The organism is Pseudomonas sp. MM211 (genome assembly GCF_020386635.1).
Taxonomy (GTDB): Bacteria; Pseudomonadota; Gammaproteobacteria; order Pseudomonadales; family Pseudomonadaceae; genus Aquipseudomonas.
The window spans coordinates 3815979-3830753 of the sequence record NZ_CP081942.1 but is presented as its reverse complement, the minus strand read 5'-3'; the positions used below and the strand labels follow the sequence as shown (position 1 = coordinate 3830753).

At 64.5% G+C, this 14775-nt stretch carries 9 protein-coding genes; all 9 read left to right on the top strand.

Annotated elements, in window-relative coordinates:
- Positions 1-14 precede the first annotated feature (14 nt).
- Positions 15-1202 carry a multiple monosaccharide ABC transporter permease gene (gene mmsB / locus K5Q02_RS17570; RefSeq protein WP_225832647.1) on the top strand — a complete coding sequence of 396 codons (1188 nt, stop codon included), beginning with the start codon at positions 15-17 and terminating at the stop codon, positions 1200-1202.
- Positions 1203-1273: 71 nt separating this feature from the next.
- The gene (locus K5Q02_RS17565; RefSeq protein ID WP_225832645.1) at positions 1274-2056 is read left to right on the top strand and encodes an SDR family NAD(P)-dependent oxidoreductase; all 783 of its coding nucleotides are present in this window, start codon (positions 1274-1276) and stop codon (positions 2054-2056) included.
- A complete protein-coding gene (gene araD, locus K5Q02_RS17560; RefSeq protein WP_225832644.1) occupies positions 2053-3798 on the top strand; it encodes an L-arabinonate dehydratase in 1746 nt (581 codons plus the stop codon). The genes K5Q02_RS17565 and araD overlap by 4 nt, the downstream gene beginning before the upstream one ends.
- A 19-nt stretch (positions 3799-3817) precedes the next feature.
- A complete protein-coding gene (locus K5Q02_RS17555; RefSeq protein WP_225832642.1) occupies positions 3818-4747 on the top strand; it encodes a 2-dehydro-3-deoxygalactonokinase in 930 nt (309 codons plus the stop codon).
- Positions 4748-4749: 2 nt separating this feature from the next.
- Positions 4750-5637 (top strand): SMP-30/gluconolactonase/LRE family protein, encoded by an 888-nt coding sequence (locus K5Q02_RS17550; protein WP_225832640.1) that lies wholly within the window; start codon positions 4750-4752, stop codon positions 5635-5637.
- Positions 5638-5835: 198 nt separating this feature from the next.
- Complete coding sequence (locus tag K5Q02_RS17545; RefSeq protein ID WP_225832638.1) at positions 5836-7050, top strand: MdtA/MuxA family multidrug efflux RND transporter periplasmic adaptor subunit; 1215 nt, start codon at positions 5836-5838, stop codon at positions 7048-7050.
- A complete protein-coding gene (locus K5Q02_RS17540) occupies positions 7047-10142 on the top strand; it encodes an MdtB/MuxB family multidrug efflux RND transporter permease subunit (RefSeq protein ID WP_225832636.1) in 3096 nt (1031 codons plus the stop codon). The genes K5Q02_RS17545 and K5Q02_RS17540 overlap by 4 nt, the downstream gene beginning before the upstream one ends.
- Entirely contained in the window at positions 10139-13240 is a 3102-nt protein-coding gene (locus tag K5Q02_RS17535; protein WP_225832634.1) for an efflux RND transporter permease subunit, read from the top strand. Before K5Q02_RS17540 ends, K5Q02_RS17535 begins: the two co-directional genes overlap by 4 nt.
- Positions 13237-14700, top strand: coding sequence for an efflux transporter outer membrane subunit (locus K5Q02_RS17530; RefSeq protein WP_225832632.1), 1464 nt, complete (start codon positions 13237-13239; stop codon positions 14698-14700). The genes K5Q02_RS17535 and K5Q02_RS17530 overlap by 4 nt, the downstream gene beginning before the upstream one ends.
- The last annotated feature ends 75 nt before the right edge of the window (positions 14701-14775 follow it).

Here is a 14775-nt window from a genome sequence, read left to right as displayed (position 1 = left end):
GCGAGGTGAACGCAATGGATACGAAAACCCAACCGGCCCGGCCCTCGTTGCTGGCCCACCTGAAGAACCACGTGCGCGACTACGGCATGCTGATGACCCTGGTGGTCATCATGGCGCTCTTCGAGGTGCTCACCGACGGCACCCTGATGCGCCCGGTGAACCTGACCAATCTGTTCCTGCAGAACAGCTACATCATCATCATGGCCCTGGGCATGCTGCTGGTGATCGTCTCCGGGCACATCGACCTGTCGGTGGGTTCTGTAGTCGGCTTCGTAGGCGCCGCAGCGGCGGTGATGATGGTTCAGTGGGGCTGGCCGACCTCGGTGGTGGTGCCGGTGTGCCTGTTGATGGGCTGTCTGATCGGCGCTGCCCAGGGCTACTGGATCGCCTATTGGCAGATCCCTTCGTTCATCGTCACCCTGGCCGGCATGCTGGTGTTCCGTGGCCTGACCCTGGCCGTGCTCGATGGTCAGTCGATCGGCCCGTTCTCGAGCAGCTTCCAGTTGATGAGCAACGGCTTCATCCCGGACATCTTCAGCGATACGCGGCCGAACATCACTGCCATCGTGCTCGGCGCGCTGGCGGCCGTGCTGATCATCTACCTGGCCGTGCGTGCTCGGCGGCGTGCCAAGCGCTACGGCATCGTCGACGAACCGGCGCTGTTCTTCGTCATCAAGAACGGCTTGATCGCCGGTGCCATCGTCTACATCGCCTACCTGCTGGCCACCTACCGCGGGCTGCCGAACGTACTGATCATCATGGCGATGCTGATCAGTGCCTACACCTTCCTGACCAACCGTACCACCCTGGGCCGGCGCATCTACGCCATCGGCGGCAACGTCAAGGCCGCCAAACTGTCGGGCATCAACACCGAACGGCTGACCTTCTTCGCCTTCGTCAATATGGGCATGCTCGCTGCCCTGGCCGGGCTGATCTTCGCTGCGCGGCTGAACACCGCCACCCCCAAGGCCGGGGTGTCCTTCGAACTCGACGTGATCGCCGCGGTGTTCATCGGTGGCGCATCGATGTCGGGCGGCGTGGGCAAGATCATCGGTGCGGTGATCGGCGCCCTGATCATGGGCGTGATGAACAACGGCATGTCGATCCTCGGGATCGGCATCGAGTGGCAGCAGGTGATCAAGGGCCTGGTGCTGCTGGCTGCGGTGATCTTCGACGTGGTCAACAAGAACAAATCCCGCTGAGGCGGAGCCATCTGCTCCCGTCGCGCCGGGCAGTTCCTGGGCGTGACGGGACGAACATGAGGTAACAGGCCATGAATAGCCAGAATCTGACCCCAGGCAAGGCGGTGTACGCCGACCTGGCAGAGCGCACCGTGCTGATTTCCGGGGGCGCCACCGGTATTGGCCGGGCATTGGTGGAAGCCTTCGCCCGTCAGGGCGCGCGCACCGCGTTCGTCGATATCGACGACAAACACGGCCAGGCCCTGGCCAGCCAGTTGAGCGAGGCGGGGCATCAGGTGCGTTTCCTGCGCTGCGACATCACCGACATCAAGGCCTACCAGACGGCCATCCACAAGATGGCCGAACAGTTCGGGCCGATCACCGCCTTGCTCAACAACGCCGCCAACGACGTGCGCCATGCGCTGGATTCGATCAGTGTCGAGCGCTTCGACGACCTGATCGCCGTCAACCTGCGCCACGCCACCTTCGCCACCCAGGCGGTGGTGCCGATGATGCGCCAGGCCGGCGGCGGCTCGATCATTAACTTCGGCTCGGTGGGCTGGATGATGGCGTCGGCCGGCTACCCCGTTTACGCAGCGAGCAAGGCCGCCACCCACGGCCTGACCCGAGGCCTGGCGCGGGATCTGGGCAAGGGCCGTATTCGCGTCAACACCCTGGTGCCCGGCTGGGTGATGACCGAGAAGCAACTGGCCATGTGGGTCGACGAGTCGGCCAAGGAACAGATTCGCCAGAACCAGTGTATGCCCGGCCAACTGCTGCCCGAACATATCGCCGACATGGCGTTGTTCCTGGCTTCGGACGCCGCGGCGATGTGCACGGCGCAGAATTTCATTGTCGACGGAGGCTGGGTATGAGCACCTTCAAACCGGCGGTATGGCCACGCAAGCTGCGTTCCACCGAATGGTTCGGCGGCAACTCGCGGGATCACATCTACCACCGCAGCTGGATGAAGAATCAGGGGCTGCCCGCGGATCTGTTCGACGGCCGACCGGTGATCGGCATCTGCAACACCTGGTCGCAGCTGACGCCCTGCAACGCGCACCTGCGTGACCTTGCCGAACGGGTCAAGCACGGCATCTACGAAGCCGGTGGTCTGCCGCTGGAGTTTCCGGTGTTCTCGGCCGGGGAAAGCTCGCTGCGTCCGACCGCGATGATGTACCGCAACATGGCGGCGATGGACGTGGAAGAAGCGCTGCGCGCCAACCCACTGGATGGCGTGGTGCTGCTGGCCGGCTGCGACAAGACCACTCCGGCGCTGCTGATGGGCGCGGCGAGCGTCGATATTCCGGCGATCGTGGTGTCCGGCGGGCCGATGCTCAACGGCTGGTTCCGTGGCGAGCGGGTCGGTTCGGGCACCGCGCTGTGGCAGATGTCGGAAGACATCAAGGCCGGCAAGATGAGCCGCGAGGATTTTCTCGAAGCCGAGCAGTCGATGTCCCGTTCGCCGGGCTCCTGCAACACCATGGGCACCGCCAGCACCATGGCCAGCATGGCCGAAGCGCTGGGCATGGCGCTGTCCGGCAACGCGGCGATTCCGGCCGTGGACAGCCGTCGCCGGGTGGTCGCGCACCTGACCGGGCGGCGCATCGTGCAGATGGTCAAGGACGACCTGAAACCGTCCGACATCATGACCCGCCACGCCTTCGAGAACGCCATCCGGGTCAACGGCAGCATCGGCGGTTCGACCAATGCGGTGATCCACCTGCTGGCCATCGCCGGTCGCGTCGGCGTCGACCTGACGCTGGATGACTGGGGCCGTCTCGGTCAGGACATTCCCACCATCGTCAACCTGATGCCCTCGGGCAAATACCTGATGGAAGAGTTCTTCTACGCCGGTGGCCTGCCGGTGGTGATCCGGATGCTCGGCGAGGGCGGCAAGCTGCACAAGAGCGCACTGACCGTGTCCGGCGAAACCATCTGGGAAGAGGTCAAGGGCGTACGCAACTGGAACGAGGACGTCATCCGTCCGGTGGACAAGGCGCTCACCGCCAAGGGTGGGATCGCCGTGCTGCGGGGCAACCTGGCACCCCGCGGTGCAGTGCTCAAACCCTCGGCCGCGTCGCCGCATTTGATGCAACACCGTGGCCGCGCCGTGGTGTTCGAGGACATCGACGACTACAAGGCGAAGATCAACGACGAGAGCCTGGATATCGACGAACACTGCGTGATGGTGCTGAAGAACTGTGGTCCGCGCGGTTATCCGGGCATGGCCGAGGTGGGCAACATGGGCCTGCCGCCGAAGGTGCTGCGCAAGGGCATCACCGACATGGTGCGTATCTCTGATGCGCGGATGTCCGGCACCGCCTATGGCACCGTGGTCTTGCACACCACGCCGGAGGCCGCGGCTGGCGGCCCCCTGGCGGTAGTGCGCGATGGCGACATGATCGAGCTCGACGTGGAGGCCAGGCGCATTCACCTGGACATCCCCGAGGCTGAATTGCGCCAGCGCCTGGCCGAGTGGCAGCCGACCGTCGAGCCGCCTACCAGTGGCTACATCAAGCTGTTCCACGACCATGTCGAGGGCGCCGATAGCGGAGCGGACTTCGATTTCCTCAAGGGTTGCCGCGGTGCCGGCATTCCCAAGGACAGCCACTGAGACCAGCGAGGAATCCGCGATGACAGACAACAGCCGAGCTGCGGTGGGCTGGATAGCCGTCGACTGGGGCACGACCCATGTGCGCGCATGGGCGCTTTCGGAGAGTGGGGCGATCCTCCAGCGCGGGTCTTCAGCGCGCGGCATGAGCACCCTGACGCCCGATCAGTTCGAAGGCGCGCTGCTGGAACTGATCGAGCCCTGGCTGGATCACGGGAGGATCATCGACGTGGTCGCCTGTGGAATGGTCGGTGCCCGCCAGGGCTGGCGCGAAGCGCCGTATACCGAGGTGCCCTGCGCACCCCAGGCGGTAGAGCGGATGATCAGGCCCGAGGTAAAGGATGAGCGTTTGCGCGTCTCGATCATTCCGGGGCTGTGCCAGCGTGCGCCTGCCGATGTACTGCGTGGTGAGGAAACCCAGGTCGCCGGCCTGCTCGCCGAGCATGCTGATTACAGCGGCGTGGTTTGTCTGCCAGGCACCCACAGCAAGTGGGTCGAGGTGCGCGACGGCCAGGTAACCGCCTTCCAGACGTTCATGACCGGCGAGTTGTTCGCCTTGCTGAGTCAGCAATCGGTGCTGCGCCATGGCATGCAGGGTGATGCGGGGCAACTGGATCAACAGGCGTTCGAGGTCGGCTTGCAGGCAGGGGCAGGGCAGGCGCAGCGTCTGGTCGGCGCTTTGTTCGGCCTGCGTGCCGAGGGGTTGCTGGAAGGGCTGGGGCCGGTTGCCGCACGGTCCCGATTGTCCGGGCTGCTGATCGGCCAGGAGCTGGCTGCGCTGGATGAACGTTGGCGAGGCCAGCCGGTCTGTGTAATCGGTGACGGTGAATCGGCCGAGCGTTATCGCCATGCCCTCGACACGCTGGGGGTGACGGCGCTGACCGTGAGCGCCGAGCGAGTCACCCTGGCTGGCCTGACCGCCGCCTATGAGCACATTCAACGAGGAGCCTAGGCATGGCCGCAACCCCGAATGGCAGCACCGACGCACGTATCGCCGACGCACGCCGCTGCACGCTGGGGGAAGGGCCGCTGTGGCACCCGCAGCGCGAGCAATTGTTCTGGTTCGACATTCTCGGTCGGCGCCTGCTCAGCCAGCGGGGTGATCAAGCGCTGGAGTGGTCGTTCGATGAGCGGATATCGGCTGCAGGCTGGGTCAATGACCATGTTCTGCTGGTCGCCAGCGAGACGGCGCTGCTGACCTTCGATCTGCTCAGCGGCGCACGGCAGAGGGTTTGCGCCCTGGAGGCGGACAACCCGCTGACCCGTTCCAACGATGGCCGCGCCGACCCTTGGGGCGGTTTCTGGATCGGCACCATGGGCCTCAATGGCGAGAAGCAGGCCGGTGCCATCTACCGTTACTACCGAGGCGAATTGCGGCGTTTATTCGCGGACATCAGCATCAGCAATGCCATCTGCTTTTCCCCGGATCGGCGCCATGCCTATTTCGCCGATACTGCTCGCCAGCAGATCTGGCGCCAGCCGCTGGACGAGCAGCATGGCTGGCCACAGGGCGAGGCGCAGCCGTTCATCGATGGTCGGGTGGCGGGCGTCAACCCGGATGGCGCGGTGATCGACAGCCAGGGGCGCTTGTGGAACGCGCAGTGGGGTGCTTCACGCGTTGCCTGCTATGACGCTGATGGGCGTTTTCTGCAGGCGGTCGCCTTTCCTGCTTCGCAGATATCCTGTCCGGCGTTTGGCGGGCCAGGCCTGTCGACGCTGTTCGCGACCTCCGCGCGCGATGGCCTCGACGACGAGGCGCTGGCTGCCGAGCCACAGGCGGGCAAATTATTTGCCGTCGAGGTGGCGGCCCAGGGACAGGCCGAGCACCGGGTCATCTTGTAGCGCCGGCAAATGTGCTGAGCAATACCAGGCAATACATCGAAAACAATACCCATGGCGCTCGTCCAGCTACCGGCCAGGGCGGTTTTCTGTGCATTTCTTCCTCCCAAGCCACCTCTGGAGGTAAATAGCCCGTAAAGAGGCTTTGCTTCGGGCCTTACAGTGCTTATCGTTCACGCTCCCCAAGGAAGCGATTGGCCCATGTCCGAAGTAAATACACCGCGCAGTACTCCATCCTCGAAACGTCAGTGGTTCATCGGTTTGCTCCTGCTGGCGGCTGTCATCGTTCTGATCTGGTGGTTCTGGCCGGCCAAGCCAGCACCTGAAGGCGACATGGGCTGGGGCTTCAATAACGTGCCGGTGCGTATCGCCCACGTCGAATCGCGGGACTTTCCCATCGTTCTCAAAGCACTGGGCACGGTCACTGCCTACAACACCGCCAATGTGCGCAGCCGAGTGGATGGGCAGTTGGTGAAGGTGCTGTTCAAGGACGGGCAGCCGGTCAAGGCCGGCGACGTGCTGGCGCAAATCGACCCGCGACCGTTCGAGATAGCCCTGCAGCAGGCCCAGGGCACGCTGGCGGAAAACCAGGCACAACTGCGCAACGCCGAGAAGGATCTGGCGCTGTATCGCGGCCTGTTCGCCGAAGATTCCATCGCCCGGCAGACCCTGGACACCCAGGAAGCGCTGGTCAACCAGTACCGTGGCACGCTGCAGAACAACCAGGGTTCGGTGGCCGAAGCCAAACTCAATCTGGACTTCACCAAGGTGCGCGCGCCCATCGATGGCCGCCTGGGTATCCGTCAGGTCGATCAGGGCAACCTGGTGAATTCCGGCGACACCGATCCCATCGTGGTCATCACCCAGACGCTGCCGATTTCGGTCACCTTCACGCTGCCCGAGGCCGAACTGCCGGCCGTACTGGCCCAGGTGCGCAATGACCGCGAGCTGGTCGTACAAGCCTGGGATCGCGGTGACAACAACAAGCTGGCCGACGGTGTGCTGGAGAGCCTGGACAACCAGATCGACACCACCACCGGTACGGTCAAGCTCAAGGCGCGTTTCGAGAACGCCGAGGAAATGCTGTTCCCCAACCAGTTCGTGAACACCCGCCTGCAGGTTTCGGTGCGCCAGAACGCGCTACTGGTGCCAGTCGCTGCACTGCAATTCGGCGCCAACGGCACCTTCGTCTACGCCATCGACGGGGAAGACAAGGTGCAGGTTCGTCAGGTCAAGGTCGGCCCCAGCGACGGCGAGTTCTCGGTGATCGAAGAAGGCGTGGCGGCGGATGAGCGTGTGGTGGTCGAGGGCACCGATCGCCTGCGTGACGGCAACAAGGTCGAAGTGATCGGCGAGGGCACTCGCGAGCCGTCTGCCACCGAGGAAAATGCACCGCGGGTGCGTAGCGCTTCATGAACGTCTCCCGCCTGTTCATCCTGCGTCCGGTCGCCACCACCCTGATCATGCTGGCGATCTTCCTCAGTGGGGTGATTGCGTACCGTCTGCTGCCAGTCTCTGCGCTGCCCGAGGTCGATTACCCCACCATCCGGGTGATGACCCTTTACCCCGGTGCCAGTCCGGATGTGATGACCAGCGCGGTGACGGCGCCACTGGAGCGCCAGTTCGGCCAGATGGCTGGGCTGCAGCAGATGTCGTCGACCAGTTCCGGTGGCGCTTCGGTGATCACCCTGCGCTTCAATCTGGAAGTGCAGCTGGATGTGGCCGAGCAGGAAGTGCAAGCGGCGATCAACGGCGCCACCAACCTGCTGCCCAACGATTTGCCGGCGCCGCCGGTGTACAACAAGGTCAACCCGGCCGACACCCCGGTACTGACCCTGGCGGTGACCTCCAAAGAGCTGCCGCTGCCCCAGGTCAACGATTTGGTCGACACCCGGCTGGCGCAGAAACTGGCGCAGACCACCGGCGTCGGCCTGGTCTCCCTGGCTGGTGGCCAGCGCCCGGCGGTGCGCATTCGCGTCAATCCCGAGGCCCTGGCCGCCTATGGCCTCAATCTGTCCGACGTGCGCACGCTGATCAACGCCAGCAACGTCAATCAGCCCAAGGGCAACTTCGATGGCCCGACCCGGGTTACCCAGCTCGATGCCAACGACCAGCTGCAATCGGCCGACGAATACCGCGACCTGATCCTCACCTACGCCAATGGCGGCGCGCTGCGCCTGCGTGATGTCGCGTCGATCGTCGATGGTGCGGAAAACCAGCGCCTTGCCGCCTGGGCCAATCGCAATGCGGCGGTGCTGGTCAACGTGCAACGCCAGCCCGGTGCCAACGTCATCGACGTGGTGGATCGCATCCAGACCCTGCTACCCAACCTGACCCAGGGCCTGCCGGCCAGCGTCGAGGTGACGGTGCTCACCGACCGAACCCAGACCATCCGTGCTGCAGTGCGCGATGTGCAGCACGAGCTGATGCTGGCCATCGCCCTGGTGGTGATGGTCACCTTCCTGTTCCTGCGCAAGGTGTCGGCGACGCTGATTCCCTCGGTGGTGGTGCCGCTGTCGCTGATCGGTACCTTCGGCGTGATGTACCTGGCCGGCTTCACGATCAACAACCTGACGCTGATGGCGCTGACCATCGCCACCGGTTTCGTGGTGGACGATGCCATCGTCATGCTGGAGAACATCGCCCGTCATCTCGAGGAGGGTGAAACACCGTTCAACGCCGCCCTCAAGGGCGCCAGGCAGATCGGTTTCACCCTGGTGTCGCTGACCCTGTCGCTGATCGCCGTGCTGATCCCGCTGCTATTCATGGCCGATGTAGTGGGGCGGCTGTTCCGCGAATTCGCCATCACCCTGGCGGTGGCCATCCTCATTTCTCTGGTGATTTCCCTGACCCTGACGCCGATGATGTGCGCGCGCCTGCTCAGGCACGAGCCAGAAGCGGAGCAGGGGCGTTTCTACAAGGCCAGCGGCGCGGTCATCGATCGCATGATCGAACGCTATTCGGTCGGCCTACGCTGGGTGCTACGCCACCAGCCGCTGACCCTGCTGGTGGCCATCGGCACCATGGCGCTCACCGTGGTTCTCTACCTGGCCGTGCCCAAGGGCTTTTTCCCGGTGCAGGATACCGGGGTGATCCAGGGCATTTCCGAGGCGCCGCAGTCGATCTCCTTCTCGGCCATGAGCGAACGCCAGCAACGCCTGGCTGACGTGATCCTCAAGGATCCGGCGGTCGCCAGCCTGTCTTCCTATATTGGTGTGGACGGTGACAATCCGACCCTGAACAGCGGGCGCATGCTGATCAACCTCAAGCCCCATGCCGAGCGTGACCTCAGCGCCGCCCAGGTGATCGAGCGGCTGCGCCCGGAACTGGCCAAACTGAGTGGTATCGAGCTGTTCATGCAGCCGGTTCAGGATCTCTCCATCGAGGATCGGGTCAGCCGTACCCAGTTCCAGTTCAGCGTCGAGTCTCCCGACCCCGAGATGCTGGAAACCTGGTCGAACAAGCTGGTCGAGGCGCTGCGTCAGCAACCCGAGCTCAGTGACGTCAACAGCGACCTGCAGAGCCGTGGCCTGCAGGCGTATCTGAAGATCGATCGCGACCTGGCCGGGCGTCTCGGCGTCAGTGTGGCGGCGATCGACGATGCGCTCTACGACGCCTTTGGCCAGCGCCAGATCTCCACCATCTACACCCAGGCCAGCCAGTATCGCGTGGTGCTGGAAAGCGCCGATGGCGGCAGCATCGGCCCGGCGGCCCTGCGCCAGATTCACGTTGCCACCTCCGAAGGCGGTCAGGTGCCGCTGTCGTCCCTGGCCCAGGTCGAGGAGCGTGCGGCGAGCCTGCTGATCAACCATATCGGTCAGTTTCCGGCGGCCACGCTGTCGTTCAACCTCAGCCCTGGCGTAGCCCTGGGCGATGCGGTGGCGGTGATCGAGCAGGTGCAGCAGGACATCCAGATGCCGGTCAGCGTACAGGTGAACTTCCAGGGCGCCGCCGAGGCCTTCCGCGCTTCGCTGTCGTCCACGTTGCTGCTGATCCTGGCGGCCATCGTCACCATGTACATCGTGCTCGGCGTGCTCTACGAGAGCTACATCCACCCGATCACCATTCTCTCCACGCTGCCGTCGGCCGGGGTCGGTGCCTTGCTGGCGCTGCTGTTGACGGGCAACGATCTTGGGCTGATCGCGATCATCGGCATCATCCTGCTGATCGGTATCGTCAAGAAGAACGCCATCATGATGATCGACTTCGCCCTCGAGGCGGAGCGGCACCAGGGCATGACGCCTCACGATGCGATCTACCAGGCGGCGCTGCTGCGTTTCCGGCCGATTCTGATGACCACCCTGGCGGCGCTGTTCGGCGCCATTCCGTTGATGCTGGCGTCGGGCTCGGGCGCCGAGCTGCGTCAGCCGCTGGGTCTGGTGATGGTTGGCGGCCTGCTGCTCAGCCAGGTGCTCACCCTGTTCACCACGCCGGTGATCTACCTGTACTTCGACCGCCTGGCGCGGCGAGTCAGTGGCCGCAGTGCGGCAGGCGTGCCGACCGCATGAACCTTTCGGCACCCTTCATCCGCCGTCCGGTCGCGACCCTGCTGCTGAGCCTGGCGATCATGCTGCTCGGTGGCGTCAGCTTCGGTCTGCTGCCGGTAGCGCCGCTGCCGAACATGGATTTTCCGGTGATCACCGTGCAGGCCAGCCTGCCCGGTGCCAGCCCGCAGGTGATGGCGGCTACGGTGGCCACGCCGCTGGAGCGCTCGCTGGGCGCCATCGCCGGCGTCAGCCAGATGAACAGCAATAGCAGCCAGGGCAGTACGCGGATCATGATCGAGTTCGATCTGGACCGCGATATCAACGCCGCGGCGCGGGAAGTGCAGGCGGCGATCAACGCCTCCCGCGAGCTGCTGCCGAGCGGCATGCGCAGCATGCCCACCTACCGCAAGATCAATCCGTCCCAGGCGCCGATCATGGTGCTGTCGCTGACCTCAACGGTGCTCGACAAGGGCCAGCTGTATGACGTCGCCTCGACCATCGTCGGCCAGAAACTGTCGCAGATCAGCGGCGTCGGTGAAGTACAGATCGGCGGCAGCTCGCTGCCCGCCGTGCGAGTGGCGCTGGAGCCGCGCCTGCTGGATCAATATGGCGTGGCGCTGGACGACGTGCGTGCGACCATCGCCGCGGGCAACGCCAAGCGACCCAAGGGTGCCGTCGAAGACGAGCAGCGTCACTGGCAGGTGCAGGCCAATGACCAGTTGGAGCGCGCCGCCGATTACGAGCCGATGATCATCCGCTACCAGGACGGTGCGGCGATCCGCCTGGGTGATGTCGCTCAGGTCACCGATGGCGTGCAGGATCGCTACAACAGCGGTTTCTATAACGACAAACAGGCCGTTCTGGTGGTGGTGAACCGGCAGAGCGGGGCGAACATCATCGAAACCGTCGCCGGTATTCGTGCCCTGCTGCCCGAATTGCGCGGGGTGATCCCGGCCAGCGCCGACCTGGAAGTGGCGATGGATCGCTCGCCGGTGATCCGCGCCACCCTCAAGGAAGCCGAACACACCCTGTTGATCGCCGTGGCGCTGGTGATCCTGGTGGTCTTTGCCTTCCTCGGACGCTGGCGTTCAGCGCTGATTCCCGCGTTGGCGGTGCCGGTATCGCTGGTCGGCTCGTTCGCGGCGATGTACCTGTTGGGTTTCTCGCTGAACAACCTGTCGTTGATGGCCCTGATCATCGCCACCGGCCTGGTGGTGGACGACGCCATCGTCGTGCTGGAAAACATTTCCCGGCATATCGAGGCGGGCGAAACGCCCATGGCGGCGGCCTTCAAGGGTTCTCGCGAGGTGGGCTTCACGCTGTTGTCGATGAACGTCTCGCTGGTGGCGGTGTTCCTCTCCATCCTGTTCATGGGTGGGCTGGTCGAGCGGCTGTTCCGCGAGTTCTCCATCACGCTGGCGGTGGCCATCGTGATTTCCCTGCTGGTATCGCTGACGCTCACGCCGATGCTTTGCGCGCGCTGGCTGAAGCCCGAGCCCAAGCGCGAAGAACACCAGGCAGGGCGCCTGCAGGCCTTGGGCGCGCGGGTGATGCGTGGCTATGAACGCAGCCTGGACTGGGCGCTGCGCCATTCCCTGTTGATGCTGATCAGCCTGTTCGCGACCATCGCGCTGAACGTGTTCCTGTTCGTCAGCATCCCGAAGACCTTCATGCCGCAGCAGGATACCGGGCAGTTGATGGGCTTCATTCGCGGTGACAACGGGCTGTCGTTCCAGGTCATGCAGCCGAAGATGGAAGCCTATCGTCGTTCGATTCTGGCCGACCCGGCCGTGGATAGCGTGGCCGGCTTCATTGGCGGTAGCAGCGGCATCAACAACGCGATCATGATCGTGCGCCTCAAACCGCTGAACGAGCGCGACCTGTCGGCGCAGCAGGTGATCGATCGCCTGCGCAAGAATGCCCCGAAGATTCCTGGCGGGCGGATGTTCCTCATGCCCGATCAGGACCTGCAGGTTGGCGGGCGCCAGGGGCGCAGTTCGGAAAACGAATACATGCTGATGTCGGGCGACCTCGATGCCCTGCGCGAGTGGCTGCCGAAGGTTCGTGAGGCGCTGCGAGCCTTGCCCGAACTGACCGATATCGATGCCAGCGAAGACGGTGGCGCGCCGCAGATTCGCCTGGTGGTCGACCGTGACGAAGCCAAACGCCTGGGCATCGACATGAGCCTGGTGACCGGCGTGCTCAACAACGCCTTCAGCCAGCGGCAGATTTCCACCATCTACGACAGCCTCAACCAGTACAGCGTGGTCATGGAGATCAATCCGCGCTATGCCCAGAGCCCCGAAGCCCTGGCGCAGATCCAGCTGATCACCACAGACGGCGCCAAGGTTCCACTGTCGGCCATCGCGCACTGGGAGCGCAGTCTCGAAGACGACCGCATCAGCCATCAGGGCCAGTTCGCGGTGGAGAACATCGGTTTCTCCCTGGCGGAGGGCGTCAGCCTCGACCAGGCGACCGTTGCCATCGACCGCGCCGTGGCGCTCATCAGCCTGCCCACCGAGGTGCAGGGTGTACTGGGTGGCACCGGCGGAGCCTTCCAGCAGACGCAGAAGAACCAGCCCTGGATGATCCTGATGTCACTGGTGGTGGTGTACATCGTGCTCGGCATTCTCTACGAGAGTTACGTGCACCCGCTGACCATCCTTTCGACGCTGCCGTCGGCCGGCGTTGGCGCCTTGCTCGCTCTGCAGCTGCTCAATACCGAATTCAGCCTGATCTCGCTACTGGGGCTGTTCCTGCTGATCGGTGTGGTGAAGAAGAACGCCATCTTGATGGTCGACCTAGCGCTGCAGCTTGAACGTAACGAGCACCTGAGCCCGGCCGATTCGATCCGGCGCGCCTGCCTGCTGCGTTTCCGACCGATCATGATGACCACCTTGGCGGCGTTGCTCGGCGCCTTGCCGCTGATGCTCGGCAGCGCCGAGGGCTCGGAAATGCGCCAGCCGCTGGGCATCACCATCGTTGGCGGCCTGATCCTCAGCCAGATCCTCACGCTCTACACCACTCCGGTGGTCTATCTCTATCTCGATCGCCTGCGCCACCGGGTCAACCGCTGGCGTGGCGTGCGTACCGATGCCGCTTTGGAAACGCCTCTATGACTCATGCAACCCGCCGTACCCTAAGCCTGTTGGCGCTTAGCGTCGCCCTGGCCGGCTGCGCTATCGGCCCGGATTATCAGCGCCCGGAAATCAACACGCCGGCGCAGTTCAAGCAGGCCGAAGGCTGGAAGGCTGCAGTGCCCGCCGACGCGCTGGAGCGCGGCACCTGGTGGGAGCTGTATGGCGATGGCGAACTCAACGCGCTGGTCGGGCGCCTGAACGTCTCCAACCAGAACCTGGCCGCCTCCGAAGCCCAGTATCGCCAGGCCCGCGCTCTGCTGCGCAGCGGCCGCGCGGCATTCTTCCCGACCCTGTCGACCAGTGCCGGAATGACCCGTGCCGGGCAGGGCGGTGGCGACAGTACGCTGCGTACCTCCGACGGTATTGCCATCGGCGGGACCAACTCGGCGAGCATCTCGAAGAACTACGACCTGAGCCTCAACGCCAGCTGGGAGCTGGATGTGTGGGGCAAGCTGCGTCGTGGTCTGGAGTCCAATCGCGCGGCCTTCGAAGCCAGCGCGGCAGATCTCGCCGCAGTGCGTCTGAGCCTGCAATCCGAGCTGGTACAGAGCTACCTGCAATTGCGTGTACTTGATGAGCAGCAGCGCCTGCTGGATGCCACAGTGGCGGCGTACCAGCGTTCGCTGCGTCTCACCGAAAACCAGTACCGCGCCGGCATCGTGCCGCGCTCAGACGTCGCCCAGGCGCTGACTCAGCTGCGCAGCACCGAGGCCCAGGCCATCGACCTGCAATGGCAGCGCGCGCAGCTCGAACATGCGATTGCCGTGCTGATCGGCGTACCACCGAGTGACGTGAGCATCGCCCGCCGGGAAAGTCTGCCGACGTTGCCGCAGGTGCCGGCGAGCGTGCCGTCGCAGATGCTGGAGCGTCGGCCTGACGTCGCTGCGGCCGAGCGCCGGGTGATCGCCGCGAATGCCGAGATCGGCGTGGCCAAGGCGGCCTGGTTCCCGGATCTGACCCTGTCCGCCAGCGGTGGCTACCGTGGCAGCAGTTTCGCCGACTGGGTCAACCTGCCCAATCGTTTCTGGTCGGTGGGGCCGCAGCTGGCCCTGACGCTGTTCGATGGCGGGCGCCGCAGCGCCGAAAGTGAGCGGGTCGAGGCAGCCTACGACCAGACCGTCGCGCAATATCGTCAGGCCGTGCTCGACAGCTTCCGCGAGGTCGAGGATTACCTGGTGCAGCAGAGCGTACTGGGCCGCGAGGCCGAGGTGCAGTCGCAAGCGCTGGATGCCGCGCGTGAATCCCTGCGCCTGATCGAAAACCAGTATCGCGCCGGCACCGTGGACTACAACAGCGTGGTCAACGTGCAGGCCACGGCGCTGAGCAACGAACGCAGCAGCCTGACGCTGCTCGGTAGCCGCTTGACCGCCAGCGTACAACTGATCACCGCACTCGGTGGTGGCTGGGAGGCTGAGCGATCGCCCGATGGCGGCGACTAGCGCATACAAGCCACTGGCTATTATTGCGTGATAGGGGATTGCCAGCTTTGCTATAGTTTGCGGCTTGCCCGCGCA